The organism is Promicromonospora sp. NPDC110617 (genome assembly GCF_055598465.1).
This window is the reverse complement of the sequence record NZ_JBVKBM010000005.1, coordinates 100,889-125,802: the sequence shown is the minus strand read 5'-3', so window position 1 is coordinate 125,802 and position 24,914 is coordinate 100,889. Positions and strand designations below refer to the sequence as shown.

General features: G+C 71.2%; 28 protein-coding genes. 18 read left to right on the top strand and 10 right to left on the bottom strand.

What is annotated here, in order from left to right:
• Nucleotides 1-62: 62 nt before the first annotated feature.
• The 3 genes from ACZ7LE_RS24565 to ACZ7LE_RS24555 are packed head-to-tail and all read right to left on the bottom strand — an operon-like array spanning nucleotide 63 to nucleotide 3,267.
• Entirely contained in the window at nucleotides 63-932 is an 870-nt protein-coding gene (locus tag ACZ7LE_RS24565; RefSeq protein ID WP_470405840.1) for a carbohydrate ABC transporter permease, read from the bottom strand.
• Nucleotides 929-1,885: a carbohydrate ABC transporter permease gene (locus ACZ7LE_RS24560; protein WP_470405839.1), complete on the bottom strand. Its 957-nt coding sequence runs from the start codon at nucleotides 1,883-1,885 to the stop codon at nucleotides 929-931. Before ACZ7LE_RS24560 ends, ACZ7LE_RS24565 begins: the two co-directional genes overlap by 4 nt.
• A complete protein-coding gene (locus tag ACZ7LE_RS24555; protein ID WP_470405838.1) occupies nucleotides 1,882-3,267 on the bottom strand; it encodes an ABC transporter substrate-binding protein in 1,386 nt (461 codons plus the stop codon). Before ACZ7LE_RS24555 ends, ACZ7LE_RS24560 begins: the two co-directional genes overlap by 4 nt.
• 122 nt (nucleotides 3,268-3,389) lie before the next feature.
• Between ACZ7LE_RS24555 and ACZ7LE_RS24550 the strand changes: the two genes are divergently transcribed.
• The 5 genes from ACZ7LE_RS24550 to ACZ7LE_RS24530 are packed head-to-tail and all read left to right on the top strand — an operon-like array spanning nucleotide 3,390 to nucleotide 8,047.
• Nucleotides 3,390-4,469, top strand: coding sequence for a LacI family DNA-binding transcriptional regulator (locus ACZ7LE_RS24550; RefSeq protein WP_470405837.1), 1,080 nt, complete (start codon nucleotides 3,390-3,392; stop codon nucleotides 4,467-4,469).
• 48 nt (nucleotides 4,470-4,517) lie between these two features.
• Nucleotides 4,518-6,056, top strand: a complete 1,539-nt coding sequence (locus ACZ7LE_RS24545; RefSeq protein ID WP_470405836.1) for a glycoside hydrolase family 32 protein — start codon at nucleotides 4,518-4,520, stop codon at nucleotides 6,054-6,056.
• Nucleotides 6,057-6,097: 41 nt separating this feature from the next.
• Nucleotides 6,098-6,481: an ArsR/SmtB family transcription factor gene (locus ACZ7LE_RS24540; RefSeq protein WP_470405835.1), complete on the top strand. Its 384-nt coding sequence runs from the start codon at nucleotides 6,098-6,100 to the stop codon at nucleotides 6,479-6,481.
• The gene (locus ACZ7LE_RS24535; RefSeq protein ID WP_470405834.1) at nucleotides 6,478-6,990 is read left to right on the top strand and encodes an SRPBCC family protein; all 513 of its coding nucleotides are present in this window, start codon (nucleotides 6,478-6,480) and stop codon (nucleotides 6,988-6,990) included. Before ACZ7LE_RS24540 ends, ACZ7LE_RS24535 begins: the two co-directional genes overlap by 4 nt.
• A complete protein-coding gene (locus ACZ7LE_RS24530; RefSeq protein ID WP_470405833.1) occupies nucleotides 6,977-8,047 on the top strand; it encodes a protein kinase family protein in 1,071 nt (356 codons plus the stop codon). Before ACZ7LE_RS24535 ends, ACZ7LE_RS24530 begins: the two co-directional genes overlap by 14 nt.
• A gap of 22 nt (nucleotides 8,048-8,069) precedes the next feature.
• Here ACZ7LE_RS24530 and ACZ7LE_RS24525 read toward each other — a convergent pair whose 3' ends face one another.
• The 3 genes from ACZ7LE_RS24525 to ACZ7LE_RS24515 form a co-directional block, all read right to left on the bottom strand.
• Nucleotides 8,070-8,519: an SRPBCC family protein gene (locus ACZ7LE_RS24525; protein WP_470405832.1), complete on the bottom strand. Its 450-nt coding sequence runs from the start codon at nucleotides 8,517-8,519 to the stop codon at nucleotides 8,070-8,072.
• Between the two features lie 111 nt (nucleotides 8,520-8,630).
• Complete coding sequence (locus ACZ7LE_RS24520) at nucleotides 8,631-8,996, bottom strand: VOC family protein (RefSeq protein WP_470405831.1); 366 nt, start codon at nucleotides 8,994-8,996, stop codon at nucleotides 8,631-8,633.
• A 48-nt stretch (nucleotides 8,997-9,044) separates the two neighbouring features.
• Complete coding sequence (locus tag ACZ7LE_RS24515) at nucleotides 9,045-9,818, bottom strand: oxidoreductase (RefSeq protein ID WP_470405830.1); 774 nt, start codon at nucleotides 9,816-9,818, stop codon at nucleotides 9,045-9,047.
• An 82-nt stretch (nucleotides 9,819-9,900) separates the two neighbouring features.
• On the opposite strand from ACZ7LE_RS24515, the gene ACZ7LE_RS24510 reads away from it, so the two are divergent.
• Complete coding sequence (locus ACZ7LE_RS24510; protein ID WP_470405829.1) at nucleotides 9,901-10,476, top strand: TetR/AcrR family transcriptional regulator; 576 nt, start codon at nucleotides 9,901-9,903, stop codon at nucleotides 10,474-10,476.
• On the opposite strand, the gene ACZ7LE_RS24505 is transcribed toward ACZ7LE_RS24510, so the two are convergent.
• Both ACZ7LE_RS24505 and ACZ7LE_RS24500 read right to left on the bottom strand, forming a co-directional pair.
• Entirely contained in the window at nucleotides 10,449-11,555 is a 1,107-nt protein-coding gene (locus ACZ7LE_RS24505) for a DUF998 domain-containing protein (RefSeq protein ID WP_470405828.1), read from the bottom strand. The two genes, ACZ7LE_RS24510 and ACZ7LE_RS24505, sit on opposite strands and share 28 nt — an antisense overlap.
• A 149-nt stretch (nucleotides 11,556-11,704) precedes the next feature.
• On the bottom strand, nucleotides 11,705-12,337 hold the full coding sequence (locus ACZ7LE_RS24500; RefSeq protein ID WP_470405827.1) for a hypothetical protein: 633 nt from the start codon (nucleotides 12,335-12,337) through the stop codon (nucleotides 11,705-11,707).
• 132 nt (nucleotides 12,338-12,469) lie between these two features.
• Here ACZ7LE_RS24500 and ACZ7LE_RS24495 point away from each other — a divergent pair, with 132 nt between their 5' ends.
• Complete coding sequence (locus tag ACZ7LE_RS24495; protein ID WP_470405826.1) at nucleotides 12,470-12,895, top strand: DUF4259 domain-containing protein; 426 nt, start codon at nucleotides 12,470-12,472, stop codon at nucleotides 12,893-12,895.
• 52 nt (nucleotides 12,896-12,947) lie between these two features.
• On the top strand, nucleotides 12,948-13,478 hold the full coding sequence (locus tag ACZ7LE_RS24490) for a histidine phosphatase family protein (protein WP_470405825.1): 531 nt from the start codon (nucleotides 12,948-12,950) through the stop codon (nucleotides 13,476-13,478).
• 37 nt (nucleotides 13,479-13,515) lie between these two features.
• Here ACZ7LE_RS24490 and ACZ7LE_RS24485 read toward each other — a convergent pair whose 3' ends face one another.
• Nucleotides 13,516-14,346, bottom strand: coding sequence for a TIGR02452 family protein (locus ACZ7LE_RS24485; protein WP_470405824.1), 831 nt, complete (start codon nucleotides 14,344-14,346; stop codon nucleotides 13,516-13,518).
• 37 nt (nucleotides 14,347-14,383) lie between these two features.
• Entirely contained in the window at nucleotides 14,384-14,905 is a 522-nt protein-coding gene (locus tag ACZ7LE_RS24480; protein WP_470406031.1) for a DUF402 domain-containing protein, read from the bottom strand.
• A 223-nt stretch (nucleotides 14,906-15,128) separates the two neighbouring features.
• Between ACZ7LE_RS24480 and ACZ7LE_RS24475 the strand changes: the two genes are divergently transcribed.
• The 10 genes from ACZ7LE_RS24475 to ACZ7LE_RS24430 all read left to right on the top strand — a co-directional run bounded on the left by ACZ7LE_RS24475 (nucleotide 15,129) and on the right by ACZ7LE_RS24430 (nucleotide 24,826).
• Nucleotides 15,129-15,317: a hypothetical protein gene (locus ACZ7LE_RS24475; RefSeq protein ID WP_470405823.1), complete on the top strand. Its 189-nt coding sequence runs from the start codon at nucleotides 15,129-15,131 to the stop codon at nucleotides 15,315-15,317.
• Between the two features lie 10 nt (nucleotides 15,318-15,327).
• Nucleotides 15,328-15,678, top strand: a complete 351-nt coding sequence (locus tag ACZ7LE_RS24470; protein WP_470405822.1) for a hypothetical protein — start codon at nucleotides 15,328-15,330, stop codon at nucleotides 15,676-15,678.
• A 25-nt stretch (nucleotides 15,679-15,703) separates the two neighbouring features.
• Complete coding sequence (locus ACZ7LE_RS24465; RefSeq protein WP_470405821.1) at nucleotides 15,704-16,156, top strand: hypothetical protein; 453 nt, start codon at nucleotides 15,704-15,706, stop codon at nucleotides 16,154-16,156.
• 168 nt (nucleotides 16,157-16,324) lie between these two features.
• The gene (locus tag ACZ7LE_RS24460) at nucleotides 16,325-17,986 is read left to right on the top strand and encodes an ABC transporter substrate-binding protein (RefSeq protein WP_470405820.1); all 1,662 of its coding nucleotides are present in this window, start codon (nucleotides 16,325-16,327) and stop codon (nucleotides 17,984-17,986) included.
• Nucleotides 17,987-17,988: 2 nt separating this feature from the next.
• Nucleotides 17,989-19,065, top strand: a complete 1,077-nt coding sequence (locus ACZ7LE_RS24455) for an ABC transporter permease (protein ID WP_470405819.1) — start codon at nucleotides 17,989-17,991, stop codon at nucleotides 19,063-19,065.
• 5 nt (nucleotides 19,066-19,070) lie between these two features.
• Nucleotides 19,071-20,003, top strand: a complete 933-nt coding sequence (locus ACZ7LE_RS24450) for an ABC transporter permease (RefSeq protein ID WP_470405818.1) — start codon at nucleotides 19,071-19,073, stop codon at nucleotides 20,001-20,003.
• Nucleotides 20,003-21,100, top strand: a complete 1,098-nt coding sequence (locus ACZ7LE_RS24445; RefSeq protein WP_470405817.1) for an ABC transporter ATP-binding protein — start codon at nucleotides 20,003-20,005, stop codon at nucleotides 21,098-21,100. The genes ACZ7LE_RS24450 and ACZ7LE_RS24445 overlap by 1 nt, the downstream gene beginning before the upstream one ends.
• Nucleotides 21,097-22,140: an ABC transporter ATP-binding protein gene (locus ACZ7LE_RS24440; protein ID WP_470405816.1), complete on the top strand. Its 1,044-nt coding sequence runs from the start codon at nucleotides 21,097-21,099 to the stop codon at nucleotides 22,138-22,140. The genes ACZ7LE_RS24445 and ACZ7LE_RS24440 overlap by 4 nt, the downstream gene beginning before the upstream one ends.
• Entirely contained in the window at nucleotides 22,137-23,219 is a 1,083-nt protein-coding gene (locus ACZ7LE_RS24435) for a LacI family DNA-binding transcriptional regulator (RefSeq protein ID WP_470405815.1), read from the top strand. Before ACZ7LE_RS24440 ends, ACZ7LE_RS24435 begins: the two co-directional genes overlap by 4 nt.
• Nucleotides 23,216-24,826, top strand: coding sequence for an FAD-dependent oxidoreductase (locus ACZ7LE_RS24430; protein ID WP_470405814.1), 1,611 nt, complete (start codon nucleotides 23,216-23,218; stop codon nucleotides 24,824-24,826). The genes ACZ7LE_RS24435 and ACZ7LE_RS24430 overlap by 4 nt, the downstream gene beginning before the upstream one ends.
• The last annotated feature ends 88 nt before the right edge of the window (nucleotides 24,827-24,914 follow it).

The window sequence follows — 24,914 nt, the reverse complement described above, 5'->3', positions numbered from 1 at the left end:
CCGCGGGGGAGCTCCGGCCGGGCGCAGCCCGGCGTCGTCGTCGGACGACGCCGGGCCGACCGTCAGCGGAACGAGCCCGCGGTGATGCCCTCGACGAACCGCCGTTGCGCGACGACGAAGAGGATGACGCTCGGGATCATGGACAGGATCACGCCCGCCAGCACGACCGAGATGCTGCCCGTGCCGAAGGTGCCCTGGAGGGTGACGAGCCCGAGCGGCAGCGTGAAGTTCTCCTGCGACTGCAGGAAGATCAGCGGCCGGTAGAACTCCGCCCAGAACCCGGTGAACGCGAGGATTGCGAGCGTGGCCATGGCCGGCGTCGCCATCGGGGCGTAGATCAGGCGGAACGCCTGGAAGCGGGACGCGCCGTCCACCCGAGCCGCCTCCCCGAGCTCCACGGGCATCTGCAGGAAGTACTGCCGCATCAGGAACGTGCCGAATGCGCTCCCGACGGCCGGGAGGATCAGCGACGCCAGGCTGTCGGACAGTCCCATGCGGCTGATCAGCACGAACACCGGGATGATCGTGGTCTGGACGGGCACCATCATGGTGGCCAGGAACAGCGCGAAGATCGCGCCGCGCCCGGGGAAGCGCACCATGGCGAACGCGTACCCGCTCAGGGTGCAGGTGATGATCTGCGCGCCGACGATGAGGCCGGTGACGATCACGCTGTTCAGGAAGAACCGGCCGAGCGACACCTCGCCGAACACGGCCGCGTAGTTGGAGAAGTCGGGCTCCAGCGGGAGCCAGACCGGCGGGTTGGTGAACGACTCGGCGGGTTCGCGCAGCGACGTCGTCAGCGTCCACAGCAACGGACCGAAGGCGACCATCGCGGCGAGGATCAGGACGACGAGGCCCGCTCCCCGGCCGATGCGGCGGGTGAGGGAGGATCGTTCGAGCAGGGACGACCGGGTGTACGAGGGAGCGGTCACGAGTAGAACACCAGCCTCCGGGAGAGAGTGAACTGCAGTCCGGTGAGCGCGATGAGCGCCGCGAAGAGCACCATGGAGATGGCTGAGCCGTACCCGAACTGCAGGTTCTGGAACGCCGTCTGGTAGATGACCATCGTGATGGTCGTGGTGGCCGTGCCCGGCCCGCCCTTGGTCATGATGAAGGCCTGGTCGAACAGCTGCATCGCGTTGATCAGGCCGATCACGCACGCGAAGAAGACCGTGGGGCTGATCAGCGGCAGCTTGATCCGCAGCAGCGAGCGCACCGGCCCGGCGCCGTCGATCTCGGCGGCCTCCATGACGTCGCGGGGGAGCCCGGCCAGTGCGGCCACGAACAGCACGAACGTGAACCCGACCGACTGCCAGACCGCGACGAAGACGATCGTCACCACGGCGCCGGCGTCGCTGGTCAGCCACGGCACGCCGCTGCCGCCGAGCAGGCGCAGGTAGTAGTTCACGACGCCGAACCGCTCGTTGAACATGTACGTCATGAAGATCGAGACGGCAGCCGTGGACGCCAGCAGCGGCAGGTAGAACACGGTGCGGAACACGGCCTTGGTCGAGGCCCGGCGGCGCTGGTCCACGAGCAGCGCGAGAAACAGGCCGATCGCGACCTGGAGCACGACGATCGAGAACGCGAGCACGAGCGTGACGCCGAAGGAGTGCACCACGCGCTGGTCGCTGCCGATCGCGGCGTAGTTGTCCAGGCCCACGAACCGTGGGGGCGTGATGACATCCCAGGCGAAGAACGACAGGCCGAACGAGGCCAGGATCGGGCCGATCGTGAACAACAGGATCGCCGCCCCGGCCAGGCCGATCATGCCGAAGCCGAACGCGGCCTCGGCCCGGCGGCTGCGGCGCGCGGCGGGCGTCCGCCGGACGAGGTCGGCGGGCCGGGCGGGTGCGGGACGCCGCGTGGGCGTGACGGCGCTCATCCGACGGCTCCCGCGGCCGTCTCCAGGTCGATCTGGAGCCCGTCGAGGGCGGCCCGGGCGTCGCCGGTGGCGATGGCCTCGGTGGTGCGCTGGTTGAGCGCGGTGGACAGGGCGTTGAAGTAGATCGGGGCCGGGATCGGTGCCGTCTCCGGGAACTCGGTCAGCGTGGTGCTGAAGACGTCCCAGTGCTCGGGGCCGGTGCTCTCGTACCGCTTCGCGGTCGACAGGGACTGCCGCGCGGGCGTGGTCACGTTGCCCGGGAACAGCACGTCGAACGCGTCCGGGAAGGTCAGCCGCTTGACGACCTCCCAGGCCAGGTCCTTCTTGTCGGACGTCTCCAGGATCGCGTAGCCGGCCGTGCCGAACAGGTGCCGCTGCGACTTCCAGCGCGGGAAGTACTGCACGTCGAACGAGCCGGGCGCCATACCCGCGTTGTGCAGGCCGCCGGCCCAGAAGCCGCCGCCCACGCTCATCCCGACCCGGCCCGCGGCGAACAGGGCCTGCGAGGTCTGGCCGCCGCCGACGTCGGGCGAGGGCGAGATGCCCTCCTTGCGCAGCTCGATCATGAGCTCGAGCGCCTCGACCGCGGCGGGGGAGTTGGCCACGGGATCGCCCCAGGCCCAGCCGCCGCCGCGGCCGGCGGCCGCCGGGTTGCCCGCGTACGCGGCGTCCCACAGCCACGCGCCGCCGGGGGAGCGGCCCTCGGCGAGCAGATTGCCGTCGTTCGCGTAGAGGAACGAGGTCCAGCTGCCCCACAGCCGCACGACCCAGTCGTAGGCGTTGATGTCGGGGATGCGGGCCAGGGCCCGGCCGGCGTCGTAGAAGTCGTCGACGGTCCAGTTCGGGTCGGGCAGGTCGAGGCCCGCCTGCTCGAACAGGAGCGGGCTGTAGTACATGTTCCCGGCGTTGTAGTCGAGCGGCAGCAGGAACAGGCTGCCGTCGTACATCATCGCCTCGACCAGCGCGGGGGAGACGTCGTCGAAGTAGTCGCGCAGCTCGTCGAGGTCGCGCGTGACGTACTCGTCCAGCGGTGCGGCCAGGCCGCGCCCGGCCATGAGCTGGACGCCCTCGGTGGCGACGCTCACGATGTCGGGGCGGCTGCCCGCGGCGATCTGCGTGAGCAGCTTGGCGAAGAACTCGTTCCAGTCGGTGCCCGGTGTCGCGTTGATCTCCAGCCGGATGGTCGGGTCGAGCGCGCGGACCGGCTCCTCCAGCCGGGCGCGCAGCTCGTCGGCCCCGCGCTGGTCCCCGAAGAACGCGATCTTCAGGGCTTTCGGGTCCGACGGCGGTGCGCACGAGGCCAGGGCTGTCGTCGCGGCGAGCGCGAGTCCGACACCCCCGGCCCGCAGCAGCGACCGTCGGGACAGTGGCGGCAGTGGCATCCGTCCCCTCCTCTCTGAGGTGGTCAATTCCTATTGGGCGATGAGTGAAGCAGAGGCGTCGCGGCGTCGTCAATAGGTATTGACCGAATCGTGCGGCGGTAGTCTGCACGCGGGAGGTACCGATGACGGAAGCGGCAGGTGCAGGGCCGAGGGCGGGCGCGGCCGAGGTGACGGCCCAGGCCGGCGGGGCCAGGGCGAAGGCCGGGCGGCCGACGATGAACGACGTGGCCCGTGCTGCGGGCGTCTCGCAGTCGACCGTCTCGTTCGTGCTGAACGACCGGCGCGACATCCCGGTGGCGGCCGAGACGCGCGAGCGCATCCTGGAGGCGGCCCGGTCGCTCGGCTACCGGCTGAACCGGCGCGCGCAGGAGCTGCGGCTGAACCGTTCGACCACGCTCGGCGTGGTGTCCTACGGCGTCGCGTCCCACCCGTTCGCCGGTGCGCTGCTCGCCGGGATGCAGAGCGCGGCGCGGGCCGCCGGGCACGTCTGCATGGTGATCGACGTCGAGGGGCACGACGGCGACGAGGCCGTGGCCGACCTGCTGGACCGCGGCGTGACCGGCATCGTCCACGCCTCCGCGGGCACCGGCCCGGTGACCGTGCACCGCGCGTTGGGCGAGACGCGGGAGCTGTTCGTCGGGTGCTGGCCGGAGTCGGGCGGCACGGGGGAGGGGACCGTGCTGCCGGACGACCGCGAGGGTGGACGGCGGGCCGCGGCCCACCTGCTCGACCTGGGGCACCGCGACATCGCGTTCCTGGGCGGCCCGGTGCACGACTTCGCGGCCGGCGAGCGGGAGGCGGGGCTGGACGACGCCCTGCGCGCGGCGTCGGTCGACCTGGCCCGCGTGGTGCGCCGGCACGGTGACTACGGCTCCCGCTCGGGCTACCGGATCACCAACGAGCTGTTCGACGCCGGGCGGCCGACCGCCCTGATCTGCGGCAACGACCAGATGGCGCTCGGCGCCCTCCTCGCGCTGCACGAGCGCGGCCTGCGGGTGCCGGACGACGTGAGCATCGTCGGCTACGACGACCAGGAGGCGTTGGCCGACGCGATCCACCCGGCCCTGACGACGGTGCGCCTGCCGCACCGCGAGATGGGTCTGCGGGCGGCCGAGCTGCTCATGAAGGATCCCGCCGGGACGCCGCACGCGGAGATGGTCGACTGCCCGCTGGTGGTCCGGGAGTCGACCGCGCGGCCCTGATAAATACCTATTGACGACCCGCATGGACGCTGATTAGCCTCAGCGTCCATGCCCACGAGCGAACCCGTCGTCACCGAGCCCTACCGCCCGCGCCTGCACTTCTCGCCGGCCCGGAACTGGATGAACGACCCCAACGGCCTGCTCTTCCACGACGGCACCTACCACCTGTTCTTCCAGCACAACCCGGGCGGCCCGGAGTGGGGCGACATCGCCTGGGGGCACGCGACGTCGCCGGACCTGCTGACCTGGACCGAGCATCCCGTGGCCATCCCCGCGACCGAGCACGAGATGATCTTCTCGGGCTCCGCCGTGGTCGACGCCGCGAACACGTCGGGGCTGGGTGCTGCTGGTTCCGCGCCGCTCGTCGCGCTCTACACCAGCGCGTACCGCGACCACCCGGTGCACGGGGGCAACCAGGCACAGTCGGTCGCGTTCAGCACCGACGGCGGGCGCACCTGGGAGAAGTACGCGGGCAACCCGGTGCACGACCGGGGCCGCACCGACTACCGCGACCCCAAGGTCTTCTGGTTCGGCCCGCCCGCGGGCGGGCACTGGGTCATGGTCGCGGTCGACGCCGACGCCTCCCGGCTGGTCGTGAACGTCTCGGACGACCTGCTGCGGTGGCGCACCACGAGCACCTTCACCGACCCGCGGCTGCCGGGGATGTGGGAGTGCCCGGACCTGTTCCCGCTGGTGGTGGAAGGTTCGGGGGCCGACGGCGGTGTCGCCGGTGGTGACGTGCGCTGGGTGCTGGTGCTCTCGACCGGAGGGCCGGGGCAGCACTACCTGGTCGGGGACTTCGACGGGGAGCGGTTCGTGGCGGACGCCGCGGTGCCCACGGGGCGCGTCGACCACGGCGCCGATCTCTACGCGGCGGCGTCGTTCAACGGGTTGGCGGGCGAGCCGGGCGGCGTGGGGCTGGACGCCCGTGCGTCGCTCGGGCGCCGGGTGCTGATCGGCTGGATGGGCCAGGCGTTCCGGGCGCCGACCTCGCCGTGGCAGGGCATCATGTCGGCGCCGCGCGACCTCGCGCTCCGTGCCGTGGACGGCGTGCCGCGCCTGGTGAGCCGGTTCTCGCGGGAGATCGAGCGGGCCGAACGCGAGGTGGTGGCGGCCGAGGGGGTTGCCGTGGGTGGTGACGGGGCGAGCGTCGGTGACGGCGCCGGTGTGGTCGCCGTCGGCCGGGGTGCCGGCCTCCAGCAGCGGGTGCGGGCCCGGATCGTGCCGGGTTCCGCGTCGCTGGCGGGGATCCGGGTGCTGGTGGGGGAGTCGTGCGGCTCGCGCATCGGCTACGACCGGGCGGCGGGCGAGCTCGTCCTCGACCGCTCCGCCTCGGGCGTCGTGGCGCACGACGGCTTCGCGACGCCCCGGCGTGTGCCCGTCCGGCTGGTCGACGGCGCGATCACGCTGGATGTCCTGACCGACTCGATGAGCGTGGAGGTCCTGGCGAACGACGGCGAGGTCGCGGTGAGCGAGGTGGTCTTCCCGGAGCCGGGTGCGGTGGGCGTCGAGGCGTTCGCGGAGGGCGGGGCTGCTGTCGTCGACGTGCGGGTGGCCGACGTCGTTCCTGAGGTCCCAACCGACTGATCCCTCGCGCGAAATGGTAACCAATCGGTTACCATTCGAGCATGGACGTCTTCGGGGCCATCGCCGACCCGATCCGCCGCGAGCTGCTGCTGCGGCTCGCGGACGGTCCGGCGCGCGTGGTGGACCTCGCGGCCGAGCACGCGGTGTCGCGCCCGGCAATCAGCAGGCACCTGCGGGTGCTCAGTGACGCCGGGTTGGTGCGGGGGACCGACGAGGGTCGCGAGCGGCGCTACGCGCTCGATCCCGCACCGCTCGCCGAGGTGCGCGAGCTCCTGGCCGCGCTCACCACGCGCCGGGCGCCGGTCTCCGTCGCGAACCTCGACGCGCTCGGCACCGAGGTGCGCCGGGCCGCGCGGGACCGCCGTCGGGGAACGTCCGCCGCAGGCACCACCCCGGGAACGAACGCGAAGGAGCGGAGCGCATGAACCTGACCGGAACCCTGGAGGACGACGGACGGACCCTGGTGCTGGTGCGCCGGTTCGGTGTGCCGATCGACGACGTGTGGGCGAGCGTCACCGAGTCGGAGCGCCTGGCCCGGTGGTTCGGCACCTGGACCGGCGACCCGGCCAGCGGCACCGTGCTGGTGACCATGAACGCGGAGGCCGAACCCGGTGCGCCGGCGCCGTTCCGCGTCGACGCGTGCGAGCCGCCGCGGCTGCTGGCGGTGAGCGCCGAGGACCAGTTCGGGAACTGGCGGCTCAGCGCCGAGCTCGCGGAGGTCGACGGCGGCACCACGCTGACCCTGCGGCAGAGAGAGCTCGACCCGAAGATGCTGCCCGAGACGGGACCGGGCTGGGAGTGGTACCTGGACCGTCTCGTCGCCGCCGTCGAGGGCGGCGAGCCGCCGACGCTCGCCGGCTTCGACACCGACTACCTGCCGATGGGCCCGGGATACGCCGTGCTCGTGCAGGGCGGCGCAGTTGACGACTCCTGACCCGTCTCACGGTGCCCGCCTGGCCGCCCACGGCGCCGTGTCCACGGCGTTGTCGGGGTGCAGCGACGGCAGGCTGCGCGAGCTCGTCGACGCCGGCACGCCGATCGGTTCCGGCATCGGCGGCGCCACCGTGCTGCTGGACGTCGAGGGCACACCGGTCTTCGTCAAGCAGGTGCGGCTCACCGACCTCGAGCGGCGTCCGGAGAACGTCGGCTCGACGGCCAACCTGTTCGGGCTGCCGACCTTCTGCCACTACGGCGTCGGCGCCATCGGTGGCCCGGGGTTCGGCGCCTGGCGGGAGCTGGCCGCGCAGATCATGACGACGGACTGGGTGCTCGCCGGCGAGTTCGGGGGGTTCCCGCTGATGTACCACTGGCGGGAGCTGCCGGACGCCGGCCACCCGCTCCCCGACGAGCTCGCCGACGTGGACCACGCCGTCGGCTACTGGGGCGGCGGACCCGAGATCCGCCACCGGATCGAAGCCCTGCAGCAGTCGTCGGCGAGCCTCGTGCTGTTCCTGGAGTACATCCCGCAGAACCTGCACGACTGGCTCGACGTCCAGATCAAGGCCGGAAACGAGGCCGCCGAGCGGGCCTGCGCCCTGGTGGAGGACGAGCTGAGGGCCGGCATCGCGTTCATGAACGCTCGCGGGCTGCTGCACTTCGACGCCCACTTCCAGAACATCCTGACCGACGGCGACCGGCTCTACTTCGCCGACTACGGCCTCGCGATCTCCGACCGCTTCGCGCTCACCCCGGACGAGTCCGCCTTCTTCGACGAGCACCAGGACTACGACCGGTTCTACGCCGCCACGCACCTGGTGAACTGGCTGGCCGTCGCGCTGTACGGGTTCCGGCCGGAGGAGCGCCGGGCGTTTGTCCGCGCGTGCGCTGCGGGGCTACCCCCGGAGGGAGTCCCGACAGCGCTCGCGGCGGCCCTGCTCCGGCATGCGCCGGTCGCCGCGGTGGTCGGGGACTTCTACCGTGCGTTCCAGCGGGAGAGCCGGGAGACGCCGTACCCGCTGGAGGCGGTCCGCCGGATCGGTCAGCCGGGCTAGGTGCCGAGCGGGCGGGTCGGGCTCACCAATGGGTCGGGCCGGACCCGTCGTCGCGGTGGGCCAGCGTGGCGAGCGCGTCCTTCCAGTGCCCCTCGGAGGCGGTCGCGTGCTGCGCGGTGTCGATGTTCTCCTGGATCACGGTGACGCGGGTGCCGCCGTCGTCGGGCGTGAGCTCGATCCGGATCTCGTGGTAGTTCTCGGCGACGTCCGCGAGCCCGCTGAGCGGCGCGAAGTGCGTGAAGTGCAGCAGGCGCGGGCGGTCGACGGCGATGACGGTGCCCTTGTCGGCGAAGACCCGGCCGAAGAAGTGGCCCTCGAAGGTGATCGGGCTGCCCGGCCGGTAGTCCGTCTCGACGTTGGCGCCCAGCATCCACCGCGCCCCGGGGTGCGTGAGCTCGGCCCAGACCCGCTCGGGTGGCTCGGCGATGTGGGTGGTCGCCGTGGCGGTGTGACGCGGGGTCTCGATGCTCATCGCTGTCCTCCGTGGTGCGTGCGGGTGCTGGGGTAGCGTGCCGACAACCTTATGGTGCCCGGGAATCGGCGGGCCGCACGGCGAGCTGCCCGGTTTGCCGGGCCCGTCGCCTCAGCTCGATCGGAGGCAGAAGGGGTGTCCGGCCGGACTGGCGTACACCCGGGAGCCCTGCTCGGCGGGGGCGACGCCGTCGGTCGGTCGCAGCCGTCGGCCACCGGCGTCCAGCACGCGCTCGTCCGCGGCGGCCAGGTCGTCCGTGGCGAGGTCGACGTGCATCTGCTGTGAGGTGCCGTCGGGCCACTGCGGCGGAACGTGGCCCGGGGCGTGCTGGATCACGACCACGGGAAAGTCGTCGACCCGCAGAAAGTGATGGGTCGGCGTCCTGCTGATCGAACCGCCGAGCAGCTCGTGCCAGAACGAGCTCTCGCCGTCCAGGTCTGCGGCGTCCAGTACCAGCGACGTCAGGCTGAAGGTCATGCTGTCTCTCCTCGAATCCAGATTCGGTATCGCGTGTCGGTGTGGGGTTCAGACCGTGGGGATGAGTCCGCCGTCGACCCGGAACTGCGCGCCGGTGAGCCACTTGGCCCGCGGGGAGGCGAGGAACGCGATCATCTCGGCGACGTCCTCCGGTTCTCCGGGGCGCCCCATGGGCAGGTTCAGGCGGTCCACGATCTGCCGCTCGACGTCGTCGAAGCTGACGCCCTGGCTGTCGGCCATGCCCTGGAGATGGTCGGTCGCTCCCGCGGTCAGGACGAAGCCCGGCACGACGCACACCACCCGGACGCCGTGCTCGCCCACTGCTGTCGCCAGCTCGCGGCTGTAGGTGTTCAGCGCCGCCTTGGCTGCCGCGTACGAGGCTTCCGCGGGCTGGGGGAGGTGGCTGGCGATGGCGGACACGTGGACCACGACGCCGGAGCCGCGCTCGATCATCCCGGGCACCAGCGCGCGGTCGAGACGGACCGCGCTGAGCAGATTCATCTCGAGGTCGGCCAGCCAGGACGCGTCGCTCCGCTCGATGGTCGGCGCCGGCGCGGAGGCCGCCCCGGCGTTGTTGACCAGGACGTCCACTCCTCCGACGCTGTCCAGGATCCGCCGGCCCAGGTCCGCCACTCCGCGCTCGGACCGCAGGTCGGTCGGGATGAAAGTGGCGGGCAGGTCATCCGGGGGTGCGGTTCGTGATGCCACCAGCACCGTGGCGCCGTCCGCGGCGAAGCGGCGGGCCGTCGCCTCGCCCAGCCCGCGGCTGCCGCCGGTCACGAGCACGCGCAGCCCGGAGGTCTCTGAGGGGTCGGTCGTCACAGCTGTGCTCCTTCGATAAGGTGAACCCGGCTCCGGAAACAGTACACCGTAACCTGAGCCTGACTCACCTTATGGAGGATCCTTGCCGTCATCACGTCCGCTGCGCGCTGATGCCCGCCGCAACCGCGAAGCGCTCCTGACCGCGGCGCGGGAGGCGTTCCTCGCCGACGCCGACGCCCATGTCGAGGACATCGCCCGCCGAGCGGGCGTGGCCGTCGGCACGTTGTACCGCCACTTTGCGACGCGCGAGGTGCTCGTCGCGGAGGTGTACCGCCAGGAGGTCGCCGAGCTCTGCGCCGCTCCCGCGCGGCTCCTCACGCAGCACGCACCGGACGAAGCGCTGCGGATGTTCCTGCTGCTGCTCGTGGAACACGCAGCAGTGGGGAGGGGGATGGGCGAGGTGCTGGAGAGCGTCATGGCGACCGACTCGCCGGCGTCCGAGGAGACGCGTCACGAGATGATCCGAGCCCTGGACGAGCTCCTCGCCGCAGGCGTCGCGGCGGGTCTCGTGCGTCCGGGGGTCAGCGGGCGCATCGTCCTGCGCGCCCTGGGCGGCATCTGCGGGATGCGGGCAGAGGGCTGGCAGGACGACGCCGCACAGGTCGTCGGGCTCCTGTACGACGGGTTGCGCTACGGCGCGACGCCGGACCGGCCGTAGACGGTTCTGTCCTCGCCTCCGGGTGTGGCCTCGACCGCGCCGGTGTTGCGCAGGAACACGATGATCCAGCTGAAGATGAGCACCGCGACGACCAGCTCGACCGCCGTCAGGTTGTAGTACCCGGTGATGAAGAAGACCGCCAGGACCACGATGCAGCCCACGTAGATGTAGCCGAGCAGCACGAAGACCTGCGGCATCGAGGGGAGCAGCCGGCGCATGGTCACGACCGTCGTGACGTAGATGACCACCATCCCCATGGCGGAGATGTTGTGTGCGACCAGGAAGTCGTCGACGGGGAAGATCCCCACGCATGCCAGCAGCACGCCGATGAGCACGAGTGCCAGCCGCACCCGGCGTCGTCCGCGCGCCTCCGGGGGCGTGGCGTGCGGGAGGTACGCGGTCGCGTAGTTCGCGATGATCGTGACCATCGCGCCGGCGATGACGAGCGTCAGGTTGAATGCGAGCGAGGAGACGTCGTCGTTCATCCCGAGGGCGCTGAGGTTCTCCTGCCACCAGAGCGGGTCGCTGGCGCTGAGCATGCTGGCGAAGACGCCCACGGTCAGGAACACCGCCAGGACCAGGGACAGCATCATCGGCGTGAGGTTCACGGCGGAGAGGAACACCAGGTAGGCCGTCACGGCGAGGGCGACGCCGCCGAGCAAGGCGGCCGACGTCGAGTACGCCGTCGCGCCGACGAAGCTCCGGCTCACGACCGACGCGGCGGCGATCCAGCCCAGCAGCGCGATGACGGCGTGCGCCAGCGACAGCGCCGCGATGTCGAACCAGCGCAGGCGCGGGCGGGCGTCGTCGTCCGTGGACTCGCGCCGGGTCTGGGTGCGCCGCAGGGCGCAGCCGAGGAGGAACGCGACGATGGCCACGAGCGCTCCGCCGAGGGCGGCGAAGTCGCCGATCGAGCCACGGCCGGCGATCGGCACGCCGCCGTCGCGGAACACGAAGAGCCCCACCAGGGTCCCGACCACGAAGGCGCCCGCGCCGACCAGCAGGGCCGACGACTCGCGCGACTCGGCATTGTCGACGGGGCGACGGAAGATCCGGGGGAGGGATGTCGGTTGGCTCATGTCGCTTCTCCTTGCTTACCCGCCGCGCTTCCCGCCGCCGGGTTCGGAACCAACATCGCCGAAGTACGCGGTGCCGACGTCACCCGAACAGGATGATTGGCACGGCGCGGTCGAAGTGCTGCCGGACCAGCGGCGCCCGCGGACGCAGTTCAGCGAGGGCCAGCGACGAGCGCGCGAGCGACGGCGTCGGCTAGCGCGCCGGAGTGCCTTGGCGCATGCATGCGTGCCCAGGCGGCGACCCTCTCGCGGAAGCCGTCGAGGTCGGCCTCGGCTCGGGCGAGAGCGCCATACACCTCACGCGGAGAGAACCGCAGAACGGGGCTCGCTGGGTCCTCGGCGTCCTGGACGATCTCGACGAGGCCGTCGCGCAGGGTGAGCGTGACCGTGGGGCTGTGCCCGAGCCAGCACCCAGTGCGGTCGCCGTCGAGCACCTCGTGGACCTCGAAGCGCTCGTCGAGCGAATAGCAGCAGCCGGGCAGGATGGCAGCGCCGGTGCAGGTGTCGGTGAATCGCAAGCCGCCCATGGCTATCGGCTGCGTGTCGTACGGAACGTGTGGTCCCAGGGCCCAACCGAGGTAGACGTCGAGACTCGGTGCCTCATCGCCGTTCTCGTCGGTGTGGAACCAGCGCAAGATCTGGTGCACAGCTGTACCGACCTCGGTGTCGCGCAGCCCGCTGTGCAGAGCGAGGTACCAGTGACCACCTTGGCCGACGGCGGGCCACAGGTCGAACGTGTCGTCGCCCAAGACCTCGATCACCGGTTCAATCCGCAGGGCTGACATGGACGAACCGTGGCAGCGGTGCGGCGCCACGGTCAACGAGATATGCGGCTGCGGCAGGGCTGAGCCAACAGCGTGCACTCACCGTTCTCGTCACCGGAGGAATGTCGGAGGCGGCAGGTACCGTCCGTCAGCATGGGAGCTTGGGGACCAGGAGCGTTCGACAACGACAGCGCGGGCGACCTGCTGTACGAGATCGTCGAAGGACAGTTCTCCTTCGAAAAACTCGTCGTCGACACCGAGGCTGCCTACCTTGATCACGGGACCGGCGTTGCGCTCCTCGTCCTGGCCGAGCTGGTGCTCGTCGGGCGCGGCCTGCGCGATCCGCCCGTCGATGAGGGCGTGACGGTCGAGCTTGCCCGGCGGACAGTCTCTGACGATCAGGCCGTGTGGCTGTTGGAGCAGGTACCACGTGTGCTCGGTAGCAGCTCCGAGGAGAGTGAGCTCTGGTCGGAAGCCGGTCAGGAGAAGTTCACCGCGTGGCTGGGCCATGCGAACGCTGCCGTCGCCGACCTGAGACGTGTCTTGGGTCCGGGGGATCAGCACCCGCAGCTGTTCTGAACCGCTGGACGGTGTCGGCCGCTCAACCGCGAAAGCCGCATAGCTTTGCGCGGTGGTGCTCTACCTGGTCCGGCACGGCCGCCCGATCATTGACCCGACCGTCCCGGCATCGACATGGGTCCTGGACCCGGGGCACGAGCACCAGGTGGGGGACCTGGCGGCGCAGGCGCCATGGCCGGACGACGCCGTCTGGTACACCTCGCCTGAGCCGAAGGCCGTGCGCACGGCGTTCCTGCTGACCGGACGGGACGTGCCAGTGGTGGAGGACCTGCGGGAGCAAGACCGCTCGGGCACCGGGTGGGTGCCGGACTTCGCGGACGTCATCCGCGAGGCGTTCGCAACCCCGCACACCGAGGTCCGCCCGGGCTGGGAGCCGATCAGCCGGACACGGTCGCGGGTGGTCGACGCAGTGCGGCAGGTCGTCGAGGAGTACCCTGGGCGCGACGTCGTGCTGGTCGGTCACGGGACGGCGTGGACGCTGCTGGCCGCCGAGCTCACCGGGACCGAGCCGGACCTCGAGCGGTGGGGCTCGCTGGCGATGCCGGACGTGATCACGATCGGGAAGGCGACGGGTGGTGGGTAGCTACCGGATCTGGGCCAGGACCAGGTACGCACGGGACTCACGTCTGGGCCGTCGGCACCTTCAGCGCCCGCTCGAAGGCTTTGAGCACCGGCTGCCCAGGCCTCGGATCCAGGATCGCGAAGGCGACATGCTCGAGCCACGGCCGGGACGCCAGCGCCTCGGCGAACGCCGACGTGACGTCGACTGGGTCGTTGCCGAACACCCCGCAGCCCCACGCGCCGAGGACGAGACGCCGGCTGCCGTGGGCGGCGGCCACGTCGAGCACCCGCGCCGCACGGCGGACGAGCGTGGCACTGACCTCGCCCACCGCGGCGGGCTGGTTGCGCTCGACTGCGGCCCGGTTCGGCGCCGTAGCCGTCAGGAACGTGACCGGGTACGGCTCGGCGAGCAGGGCGCCGTCGTCGTCCCGGATGACCGGGACGTCGGGGGAGAGGATGACCCGGTCGCTGTAGAGCAGGGACGTCTCACGGCGGTGGTGCTCGTAGAACTCCGGCACGACGGTCTGGGTCGCGTAGAGCGCCGAGCTGCGCGCGATCGCCTCCTCCTGGGCCTGGGCGCCGTTGAGGAACCCGCCGCCCGGGTTGCGCGCGGACGCGAAGACCAGGCACGCCGCGCCCGGGCCGAGCCGCCGCGCCGCCGCGAGGCTCGATTCCTCGCGCACCTCGACCGTGGTGGTGCCGGACCAAGCAGTGACGTCCGCCAGCGGCGTTTCCGGGAGGAACAGCCGCGTCCCGGCGACGGCGGCGGCGACCTGGTCGGCGATGTCGACGCGCCGGCCGTCGACGACGTAGGAGCCGGTCGTCACGGCGTCGACGGTCTCGGCGGCGAGGGAACGCAACCGGTCCCGGCGGCTGTTCGACGAGGTCACGGGCGCAATAGTGCTGGCCGGGTACCGGGCTGGTCAATCAGCGCAGGTCAGGGTCAGTCCGAACACGGCGCCTCCGCCACTCCGCCTCCGCTCTGGCCAGTCGGCTTCCTGAACCCGCACCGAGCAGAGCTTGGAGTCCATCGGCCTGTCTCCGCGCAAATTCTTCGACACCAGGCGGATAGGCCATGAGCATCCGGTTCTCTTCGAACTCTTCCCAATCCACTGTCGAAACACTTCCGAGCGTGCCCACCACATCGAGATCGAGGTCGACCGCCTCCACCGTTCCGTCAACAAGAAGTTTGGCGGCAGGCAGATGTTTCCATAGACCTCTCCGTGCCTCCGGGTCTTGAGATGAACGAAATCGTCCAGCCCGACCCGTCGAAGGGGACCAGGATCTGTGTTGGAAAGGCGAATCCGAACACCTCGCCGTTCCCCACTCGATGCGCGATGAGTCGGTCGAACGCCCCCAAAGGCCGAACTCGTTTCTTCCCAGTTCTGTGAAACTCAATATCCGGTGATGTGTCCCACTGAATTTGGTCGAATGCAATTCAAAAACCATGCTGTTCATTCCATGTTGCTCCTTGGAGCGTTCGTCAGCGCGTCTGGCTCGGGAGTGGTCTCGTAGCTGCCTGACCAGCATCGTTGCTGGGGCAGGACAGGGTTCGACAGGTAGTAGCTCAACGGTCTTCGCGTCCGGCCGGATCGGGATGTCGGGACCACCGGTCGAGCCGGACGAAGGGCCGATGCGCAACCACCATACCGTCGGGTTGACGCGTGCCCAGATGACCGAGCTGATCGACCGCCCTTCGCAGATCCACGCAGGGGGCCAGCCCTGTGAACTCGGACGATGCACCTTCATGTCGCCGCACGGCGAGGCGATCTCGATAGCCTTGGTCAGCGCCTGGCGCAACCTCGCTCAGCAGGCGACCGGGGACCTGTTCGACGATGTCACGGCACGGATGGAGCGGTGAGAACTTCTAGATGACAGACATCAACCCTTCAGAACTCGCGAGGCTGGTGCGAGCCGTCGCCATCCTGGCACTGCCCGCGGACCGGCAGATTGCCTGGCTGTCCTCTATCGGGACGGGTGACTCGGGCTTTGTCGACGAGCTCGCGCTCGAGCTTGAGGACGGAGCACTCCTGGCTGGACAGTTCGTCAGGTCCGGCTGGATCCTGCCACGGGCGCAAGGAATGATTACAGCTCTTGATGCATTCCTGATGTCGAAGAGCCAGCCTGGCTTCGAAAACTTCTGGAGCATGGACTCCCTGCAGAACGACCCTGAATGGGATGTCGTTCGTGAGCTGGCGATCAACGCGCTGAATGTGCTGTGAATACGCGGCCTGGCATGATGGTCGCATGGCATTGTGGCGCAAGAAGCCCAAGGAATCGGACGACCTCCGCCCGCCCACGGACGCCGAGGCCGCCGACATCACGCGGAGCTTCGCGGGCGAGTTCGTCCGCAACTCCCGAAGCCCCGACCTCTTCGACTACACCGTCGAGTCGATCACAGCCCTCGAGGTTCTGATCGGTACCTTGCTGGAGTCCGCGTCTCCCGCCGACCTCGACAAGGGTTTCAGCCTCGGCATGGGCGCGTACGTGGGCGAGGTGATCGTGCAGCACGGCACCGACGCACGCTGGACCTACGACGCCGACCAGCGCACCGCCGTTGTCCAGGGTGCCCAGTACGCCGCCTACCCGGTCTTCAAGGTCTCCAAGCGCTTCACCCTCGGGCCGGAGCACTCCCTGGTCCAGTTCGTCCGCGCGGCGATCGACGACGAGCTGCCGCCCGAGGCTCGCGAGCTCCCCTGAACCTCGCACCACGAGGGTGTTGACACCCCGCCCGCCTCGCCCCTAATGTCCTCGCTCATACGTAAGAGCAACCCTCCGCATCGCCGCGAGTCGCTGCTCATACGTATGAGCAGAATTCGCGCAGCGACTGCGCGGTGATCCACCTCGACGAAGCGGAAGGGATCTGGCATGGGACACGCACGATCGTTCGGGCGGCGCGTTTCAGCGCTGGTCGTCTCACTCGTCCTGCTCACCTCGGCCTGTGCGGGCGGCTCGTCGTCCGGCGACGGGACCGCGGGCGGGCGCGACGACACGATGATCTACGGCAAGACGGACGGCGGCACCACGTTCGTCCACAACTACAACGTGGTCGGCCCCGCCGTCGACAAGGCGCCCAACATGGAGCTGGTCTACGAGCCGCTCATGCGCGTCGACTACAGCAACGGCGCCGTGGTCGAGCCGTGGCTCGCGGAGAGCTGGGAGTTCGACGACGCCGGCACCACGCTCACGGTGCACCTGCGCGACGGCGTCACCTTCTCCGACGGAGAGCGCTTCACGGCCGACGACGCCGTCTTCTCGCTGAACCTGCCGATCGAGCAGCCGGAGTTCTCGATCGCGGGCGTCACCTACGAGAAGGCCGAGAAGGTGGACGACCTGACGTTCACGGTCACGTTCGCCGAGCCGTCGTTCGCCACGGTCAAGCAGTTCGCCAACATCCTGCTGCCGATGGTGCCGGAGCACATCTGGCGCGACCAGGACCTCAACACCTGGACCAACCCGGAGCCCGTCGGCACCGGGCCGTTCACCCTCACGGAGTTCAAGCCGCAGCAGGTCACGCTGACGGCGCGGGACGACTACTGGGGCGGCGAGCTGCCCATGTCCACCTACAAGATCATCCCCACCAGCGCGGACGCCGCCAAGGCGCAGCTCCTGCGCGGCGACATCGACATCGCGCAGGGTTCCTGGGCCAACGGCGAGCAGGAGTACACGGCCAAGGACCCGGAGCACAACCTCTACCAGCTCTATCCCAACGGCGGCGCGATGTCGGCGATGTTCAACGCCGGCAAGCCCCCGTTCGACGACGTCCACGTGCGCCGCGCGCTGGCCATGACCATGGATCGCACCGCCATCACCACCACGCTCCAGCGCCCCGGCACCGAGGCCGGCCCCACCGGGCTCAACGCCACGGTCTACGCCGACTGGATCAACCCGGAGCTCGCCGACCCGTGGCCCGTCGACGCCGAGGCCGCGCAGGCCGAGCTGGCCGACGGCGGCTGGACCGTCAAGGACGGCGCCCTCGTCAAGGACGGCGAGAGCTACCGGCCCACCATCCTGTTCAACAACGACTGGGCCTGGGGCAGCTACGCCGACATCCTCATCAACGGCTGGCGCGACACGCTCGGCGTCGAGGTCAAGCCCGCCGGGCAGCCGACCGCCGGCTACTACGACGCGATGAACCTCGGCGACTTCGACATCACCGCGGCGTCCACGGGCGGCGCCGGCATCTACGGCGTCTACGGGTTCCTGGACGGCGACTTCGTGGTGCCGGTGGGGGAGACGGCGACCCTCAACCAGGGCCGCTTCTCGAACCCGGAGGCCGACGAGATCATCGCGGCGATGGAGAGCACCGACGACGAGGCCGAGCTCAAGGAACTGGGCCTGCGGATGCAGGAGCTCGTCGTGGACGAGGTGCCGTTCAGCCCGCTGTACGACAACTTCTACTTCGTCGAGATCAACGCGACCCGCTGGTCGGGCTGGCCCACGCCGGACAACTTCGACCACATCCCCTTCGTCGGGATGGGGCCGGACCTCATCCTCACGCTGCTCGGCCTCGAGCCGGCGGAGGGCTGACCATGACGACGACGGAGGCGCCGGCCCCGGCGCAGGCCTGCCCGGCGCAGGGCGGCCCGCCAGCGGCCGTGCGAGCGGTGCGTCGCTGGGGGTTCCTGCTGCGCCGGCTGGGCTTCTACGTCGCGGCGGCCGCCGCCGCGATCGTGCTCAACTTCCTGCTGCCGCGCCTGATGCCAGGGGACCCGTCCTCCGCGATCGTGGAGGAGCTGCAGCGGGTCAGCGGCCAGCAGGTGCCGCCGGAGACCCTGGAGAGCATCCGGGCGATCTTCGGCGACCCCGACCAGAACCTCGGCGAGCAGTTCCTCGGCTACCTGGGGCAGCTCGCCCGGTTCGACCTCGGCGTCTCCGTCGTCAACTTTCCCGTGCCCGTCAGCGAGCTCGTGCTGGAGGCGCTGCCCTGGACGCTCCTGCTGGTCGGCACCACCACCGTCCTCGCGTTCGTGCTCGGCACCGGCCTCGGCGTGATCGCCGGGTGGAAGGCCGGCAGCCGGCTCGACTCGATCCTCACACCGCTGACGGCGTTCCTGTCGTCCGTGCCGTACTTCTGGGTCGCGCTGCTGGCCCTGTGGGTGTTCGGCTTCGTGCTCGGTTGGTTCCCCCTGTCGGGCGGCTACGACGCCAACCTCGCCGAGGGGTTCAACCTGCCGTTCCTCGCCTCGGTCCTGCACTACGGCGCGCTGCCCGCCGCGACCATCGTGTTCTCCGCGTTCGGCGGCTGGCTGCTCGGCATGCGGAACATGACGGTCACCACCGTGCGGGAGGACTACGTGCTGCTCGCGCAGGCCAAGGGCCTCTCCCGCGGCCGCGTCATCCTGCGCTACGCCGCGCGCAACGCCATGCTGCCGAGCTTCACGGGCTTCGCGATGGCGCTCGGCGGCGTGATCGGCGGGGCGCTGCTGACCGAGACCGTGTTCAGCTACCCCGGCATCGGCTACCTGCTGTTCGAGTCCCTCAACAAGCGCGACTACCCGATGATGCAGGGGGTCTTCCTCATCGTGACGCTCGCGACCCTGCTCGCCAACCTCCTGGCCGACTCCCTCTACGTGGTGCTCGACCCGCGCATCCGGGAACAGGGGTGAGCGGCGTGAACACCGGACTCCTGAAGGGCTGGAAGGTCCGCGTCGGCCTGGCCGTCATCGGCTTCTTCGTGCTCCTGGCGTTGCTGGGACCGTGGCTGACGGCGAGCGTGCCCACCCTCGACCCGCGCGCCAACGACCTGACCGCGATCGGCCTGCCGCCCAGCGCCGAGCACTGGCTCGGCACCACCCAGTTCGGCCAGGACGTGCTGGCCCAGACCATCGAGGGCGCCCGCGGCTCCCTGTTCGTCGGGTTCCTCTCCGCGGTGATCGGCACGGCGCTCGCGATCCTCGTCGGGCTGCCCGCCGGCTACTTCGGCGGCCGCACCGACTCCTGGCTCAACTTCCTGTCCAACCTGTTCATCGTCATGCCCGTGCTGCCGCTCATCCTCATCGTGGCCGGCTACATGCAGGGCACGGGGCTGTGGGTCATCGCGCTGATCATCGGCTTCTTCGGCTGGTCGGGCGGCGCCCGCACCATCCGCGCCCAGGCCATGAGCGTGAGCAACCGCGACTTCGTGCTCGCCATGCGCACCCTCGGCGAACCGCACCACCGGCTCCTGTTCCACGAGGTGCTGCCGCACCTGACCGGCTGGATCGCCGCGATGTTCCTGTCGGGCGTCATCGGCGGCGTCATGGCCGAGGCGGGCCTCGCCTTCCTCGGCATCTCCGACTCCGGCGCGATCAGCTGGGGCACCATGATCCAGGCCGCCCAGCAGCAGAGCGCGGTGCTGCGCGGCATGTGGTGGTGGTTCGTGCCGCCGGGCCTGTGCATCGCCCTGGTCGCGACGGCGGCGACGCTGGTCAACTTCGGCGTCGACGAGCTGGCCAACCCGAAGCTGCGCACGGTGCGGCGCTCCGTGGTGCGTCGCACCCGGGACCGCGCCGCCGAGACTGCTGCCGAGCATGCTGCCGAGACGTCCGTAGGGAGTGATGCCTGATGGTCACCCAGATCAGGTCCGACGCCGAGCACGGCACCACCGGAACCGCCGCTACTCAGGGAGCCGACGTCCTGCGCGTCACCGGTCTCACCGTCGAGTACGTGACCGACGGCGACCCGGTGCGCGCCTGCGCCGACGTCACCTTCACGCTGCGCCGCGGCGAGATCCTGGGCGTCGCGGGGGAGTCGGGCTCCGGCAAGTCCACCCTGATCACGGCCCTGACCCGGCTGCAGCGGCCGCCCGCAGTCACCACCGCGGGCAGCATCGTCTTCCAGCCGCGCGACGGCGGGGCCGCCGTCGACCTGGTGACTGCGAGCCCCCAGGCCCTGCGCGCGCTGCGCTGGACCTCCCTGTCCATCGTGCTGCAGAGCGCCATGGACGCCCTCAACCCCGTGATGCGGCTCGGCGCGCAGTTCGCCGACGCGCTGCGCACCCACGACCGGACGCTGAGCAAGGACGCCGCCTGGGCGCGCGCGGCCGAGCTCCTCGCCACGGTCGGCATCTCGGGGGACCGGGCCCGCAGCTACCCGCACGAGCTGTCGGGCGGCATGCGGCAGCGCGCCAGCATCGCGCTCGCGCTCGCGTGCGGCCCGGAGCTGGTGGTCATGGACGAGCCGACGACGGCGGTCGACGTCGTCATGCAGCGGCAGATCCTGGCCCAGGTGCTGCGGCTACGCCGGACGCTGGGGTTCGCCGTCGTCTTCGTGACGCACGACCTGTCCCTGCTGCTGGAGCTCGCCGACCGCATCGCCATCATGTACGCCGGGCGCATCGTGGAGCTCGGCACCGCGCGGGAGCTCTACGACGACCCGCGCCACCCCTACACGCGCGGGCTGCGCGACTCGTTCCCGCCGCTGCACGCGCCCCTGACGCGGCTCACCGGGATCCCGGGCACGCCGCCCGACCTGCGCCGTCCGCCGTCGGGCTGCCCGTTCCACCCGCGGTGCGCGGCCCGGTTCGAGGGGTGCGACACGCATCTGCCGGAGCTGGTGACGAAGGGCGGGCACGCCGTCGCCTGCCGGCTGCACGACCCGACCGCGCGACCGGCCCCGGCACCCGACTCGGCGTCCGGCCGCACCGAAGGAGGCCCCGCATGACCGCCACCACCCTTCCCACGCCGGACGTCCCGGTGCTCGAGGCCGTGGACGTGACCAAGCATTTCGAGGTGCGCTCGGCCGTGGGCGCCCGCTCGGTGGTGCGCGCCGTGGAGGGCGCCTCGCTGGCGCTGCACCGCGGTCGCGTCGTCGCGCTCGTGGGGGAGTCGGGCAGCGGCAAGACGACGCTGGCCCGGCTGCTCGCCGGTTTCTACACCCCCACGAGCGGCGAGATCGCGCTGGAGGGCGTGCCCGTGCGGCAGCGGCGCGGGCGCGTGGAGCGCGGCTACCACAAGGACGTGCAGATTGTCTTCCAGGACCCGTTCGGCTCGCTCAACCCGCTGCACCGGGTGCGGCACAACCTGGAGCGGCCCCTCAAGCTGCACCACGGGGTGCGCGGCAGGGCGGAGCTCGACCGGCGGGTGCGGGAGCTGCTGGAGCGCGTGGCGCTGACGCCCGCCGAGCAGTACGTGGACAAGTTCCCGCACGAGCTCTCGGGCGGGCAGCGGCAGCGGGTCGTCATCGCGCGGGCCCTGGCCGTGGAGCCCAAGGTGCTGCTCGGCGACGAGCCCATCTCGATGCTCGACGTGTCGATCCGCCTGGAGATGCTCAACCTGCTCGACCGGCTGCGCACCGAGGACGGCCTGGCGCTGCTCTACATCACGCACGACATCGCGAGCGCCCGCTACCTCTGCGACGACATCGTGGTGATGTACGCCGGCGAGATGGTCGAGGGCGGGCCCAAGGAGCAGGTCATCGCCGACCCGCAGCACCCGTACACCCGCCTGCTGGTGGAGTCGTCGCCGGACCCGGGCCGCGGCGCGCGCGACCGGGAGGCCCTGTTCGACGCCGACGCCGACGGCCTGGGCGAGCCGCCCAGCCTGATCGACCCGCCGTCCGGCTGCCGGTTCCACCCGCGCTGCCCGTTCGCGATGGACGTGTGCCGCACGCAGGCCCCGCCGCGTACCGACCTCGGCGAGGGTCGCTGGGCCCGCTGCTGGCTGCACGCCGCCGACCGCACGATCACCCAGGAGAACGAGTGACCACCACCCCGCGCCGCGCCCGGGCGCCGCGCCAGTCCGACGTCGCCCGGCTGGCCGGCGTCTCGCAGTCCGCCGTGTCCCGCGTGATCGGCGGTGACACGGATGCCGCGCGCATCCCGGAGGCCACGGTCCGGCGCATCCAGGACGCGATCAAGGAGCTGGGCTACGTGCCCAACCCGACGGCGCGCAAGCTGCGCACCGGCCGCAACCGGCTGCTCGGCGTGCACACCTTCGAGGCGGTGTTCCCGCGGGCGCGCGAGGACTTCTACTTCGAGTTCCTGCTCGGCATCGAGGAGCGGGCCGAGGAGATCGACCACGACCTGGTGCTGTTCACCTCCACGGGCGGCAGCGACGGACGGCGCCGCGTCTACCGCGACGGCGTCAACCGCCTCAACGTGGCCGACGGCGCGGTGCTGCTCGGCGTCGCCGCCGACCGCGCTGAGCTGGCGCGGCTGGAGGCCGACGGCTACCCGTTCGTGCACATCGGCCGCCGCGAGGTGCCCGGCACGCGCATCACGTGTGTCGTGCCCGACTACGAGTCGGCCGCCGCCGCCATCGTCGACCGGCTGGCCGACCTCGGGCACGAGCGGATCGGCTACCTGCGCGCCGGCATCGAGGAGGAGTCCTACGCGGACCGCCGGCGGGGCTACGAGTCCGCCGTCGCGCGGCGCGACCTGCGCGATGTCTCCCCGGCCGGCCCGGGCCTGCAGGACGGCGCCCTCGATCCCGCCTGGCTCGACGTCGTGGCGGCCGGTGAGGTCACCGCCGTGGTCGCCGACGCCGAGTGGCTCGCGCACCCGCTCGCCGACGGGCTGGCCGCGCGCGGGCTGACCGTGCCGCGCGACGTGTCCGTCGCCGTCCTGGAGGGCGTGGCCCCCGACGCCCCCGTGCGCTGGGACTGCCTGCAGATCCCCCGCCGCGAGGTGGGCCGCCTCGCCATCGACACGCTCGTCGGCATGCTCGACGAGCCCGGCGAGCCGGTCGCGGACGTGCTCGTGGAGTGCGTCGTCGTCGACGGGGAGACCGTGGCCGCGCCGCCGGCCGGACCATCAGCACCGACGAAGGGGAACGCTGGATGAGCGCGGGGACGAGCGAGCGCAAGACGGACGTGCTGATCGTGGGCGGCGGGCTCGGCGGCGTGGCCGCCGCGCTGACCGCGGCCCGGCTGGGCCGGCGCGTGGTGCTGACCGAGCCCACCGACTGGCTCGGCGGCCAGCTCACCGCGCAGGCCGTGCCGCCCGACGAGCACACCTGGATCGAGGAGCGCTACGCCCCGCCCGGGTACGCCGAGCTGCGCCGTCGCGTGCGCGACTACTACCGGCGCAACTACCCCCTGACGCCGCGCGCCGCCGCCGACCCGCTGCTCGACCCCGGGCTCGGCATCGTCAGCCACCTGTGCCACGAGCCGCGCGTCGCGGCCGCCGTCCTGGAGGAGATGATCGCCCCCTGGCGCGCCGGCGGGCAGATCGAGCTCCTGCTGTGCCACGAGCCCGTCGCCGCCCACACCTCCGGCGACGAGGTCGACGCCGTCACCCTGCGCGACACCCGCGACGGCCACGGGACCACCGTGCACGCCGACTACGTCGTGGACGCCACCGAGCTCGGCGACCTCCTGGAGCTCGCCGACGTCGAGCACGTCATCGGCGCCGAGGGCCGCGACGAGACCGGCGAGCCGCACGCCCCCGCCGTCGCCGACCCGCTGGACCAGCAGGCGATCTCCTGGTGCTTCGCCCTGGAGCACCGGCCCGGCGAGGACCACACCGTGGACCGGCCCGCGGGCTACGCCCACTGGCGCACCGCCGTCGCGCCCTTCTGGCCCGGCCCGCAGCTCTCCTTCGACGACGTCGTGCCCATCACCCTGCAGCCGCGCACCTCCCGCCTGTTCGAGGCCGACCACGCCCGCAACGCCCACTTCCCGCTGTGGACGTTCCGCCGCGTCCTGGCCCGCGAGAACTTCGCCGACGGCACCGTCCGCGACGTCACGATCGTCAACTGGCCCCAGATCGACTACTGGGCGGCGCCCCTGCTCGGCCCCGGCGTCGACGACGCCGCCCGCGCGGCGGCGCTCGCGGGCGCGCGCGACCTGTCGCTCTCGTTCCTGCACTGGCTCCAGACCGAGGCGCCGCGGCCCGACGGCGGTACCGGCTACCCCGGGCTGCGCCTGCGCCCCGACGTGACCGGCACACCGGACGGCCTGGCCAAGACCCCGTACATCCGCGAGGCCCGCCGCATCAAGGCGGAGCTGACCGTCACCGAGCAGCACGTGGGCGTGCAGGCGCGGCCCGACGGCGCGGGCAGCGAGGTCTTTCCCGACACCGTGGGCCTGGGCCGCTACCGGATCGACCTGCACCCCAGCACCGCCGGCCGCACCTACGTGGACATCGAGGCGTACCCGTTCCAGGTGCCGCTCGGGGCGCTGGTTCCGGTGCGCGTGGAGAACCTGCTGCCCGCGGGCAAGAACATCGGCACCACGCACATCACCAACGGCTGCTACCGGCTGCACCCCGTGGAGTGGGGCGTCGGCGAGGCGGTCGGGGCGCTCGTCGCGTTCTGCCTCGACCGCGGCCTGCCGCCCCGCAAGGTGCGCAACGACCCCGCGCGGCTCGCCGACTACCAGCGCCTGCTCACCGACACGCTCGGCATCACGCTCGCGTGGCCCGACGACATCCGTACCCACCGCGAGTGAGGGGGAGGTGACCAGGAGCAACTGACCGAACTCACTGACTTCGGTCCGGTGCACTGAGACCGGTCGGTCAACCGACCGGTCTCACGGC

Coding starts and splice junctions, on each gene's coding strand:
- ACZ7LE_RS24495 (WP_470405826.1), top strand. CDS start 12,470: ATGGGAGCTTGGGGACCAGGAGCGTTCGACAACGACAGCGCGGGCGAC.
- ACZ7LE_RS24440 (WP_470405816.1), top strand. CDS start 21,097: ATGACCGCCACCACCCTTCCCACGCCGGACGTCCCGGTGCTCGAGGCC.
- ACZ7LE_RS24520 (WP_470405831.1), bottom strand. CDS start 8,996: ATGACCTTCAGCCTGACGTCGCTGGTACTGGACGCCGCAGACCTGGAC.
- ACZ7LE_RS24555 (WP_470405838.1), bottom strand. CDS start 3,267: ATGCCACTGCCGCCACTGTCCCGACGGTCGCTGCTGCGGGCCGGGGGT.
- ACZ7LE_RS24560 (WP_470405839.1), bottom strand. CDS start 1,885: ATGAGCGCCGTCACGCCCACGCGGCGTCCCGCACCCGCCCGGCCCGCC.
- ACZ7LE_RS24500 (WP_470405827.1), bottom strand. CDS start 12,337: ATGTCAGCCCTGCGGATTGAACCGGTGATCGAGGTCTTGGGCGACGAC.
- ACZ7LE_RS24460 (WP_470405820.1), top strand. CDS start 16,325: ATGGGACACGCACGATCGTTCGGGCGGCGCGTTTCAGCGCTGGTCGTC.
- ACZ7LE_RS24445 (WP_470405817.1), top strand. CDS start 20,003: ATGGTCACCCAGATCAGGTCCGACGCCGAGCACGGCACCACCGGAACC.
- ACZ7LE_RS24505 (WP_470405828.1), bottom strand. CDS start 11,555: ATGAGCCAACCGACATCCCTCCCCCGGATCTTCCGTCGCCCCGTCGAC.
- ACZ7LE_RS24470 (WP_470405822.1), top strand. CDS start 15,328: ATGACAGACATCAACCCTTCAGAACTCGCGAGGCTGGTGCGAGCCGTC.
- ACZ7LE_RS24465 (WP_470405821.1), top strand. CDS start 15,704: ATGGCATTGTGGCGCAAGAAGCCCAAGGAATCGGACGACCTCCGCCCG.
- ACZ7LE_RS24535 (WP_470405834.1), top strand. CDS start 6,478: ATGAACCTGACCGGAACCCTGGAGGACGACGGACGGACCCTGGTGCTG.
- ACZ7LE_RS24430 (WP_470405814.1), top strand. CDS start 23,216: ATGAGCGCGGGGACGAGCGAGCGCAAGACGGACGTGCTGATCGTGGGC.
- ACZ7LE_RS24550 (WP_470405837.1), top strand. CDS start 3,390: ATGACGGAAGCGGCAGGTGCAGGGCCGAGGGCGGGCGCGGCCGAGGTG.
- ACZ7LE_RS24455 (WP_470405819.1), top strand. CDS start 17,989: ATGACGACGACGGAGGCGCCGGCCCCGGCGCAGGCCTGCCCGGCGCAG.
- ACZ7LE_RS24545 (WP_470405836.1), top strand. CDS start 4,518: ATGCCCACGAGCGAACCCGTCGTCACCGAGCCCTACCGCCCGCGCCTG.
- ACZ7LE_RS24480 (WP_470406031.1), bottom strand. CDS start 14,905: ATGGTTTTTGAATTGCATTCGACCAAATTCAGTGGGACACATCACCGG.
- ACZ7LE_RS24540 (WP_470405835.1), top strand. CDS start 6,098: ATGGACGTCTTCGGGGCCATCGCCGACCCGATCCGCCGCGAGCTGCTG.
- ACZ7LE_RS24525 (WP_470405832.1), bottom strand. CDS start 8,519: ATGAGCATCGAGACCCCGCGTCACACCGCCACGGCGACCACCCACATC.
- ACZ7LE_RS24475 (WP_470405823.1), top strand. CDS start 15,129: ATGACCGAGCTGATCGACCGCCCTTCGCAGATCCACGCAGGGGGCCAG.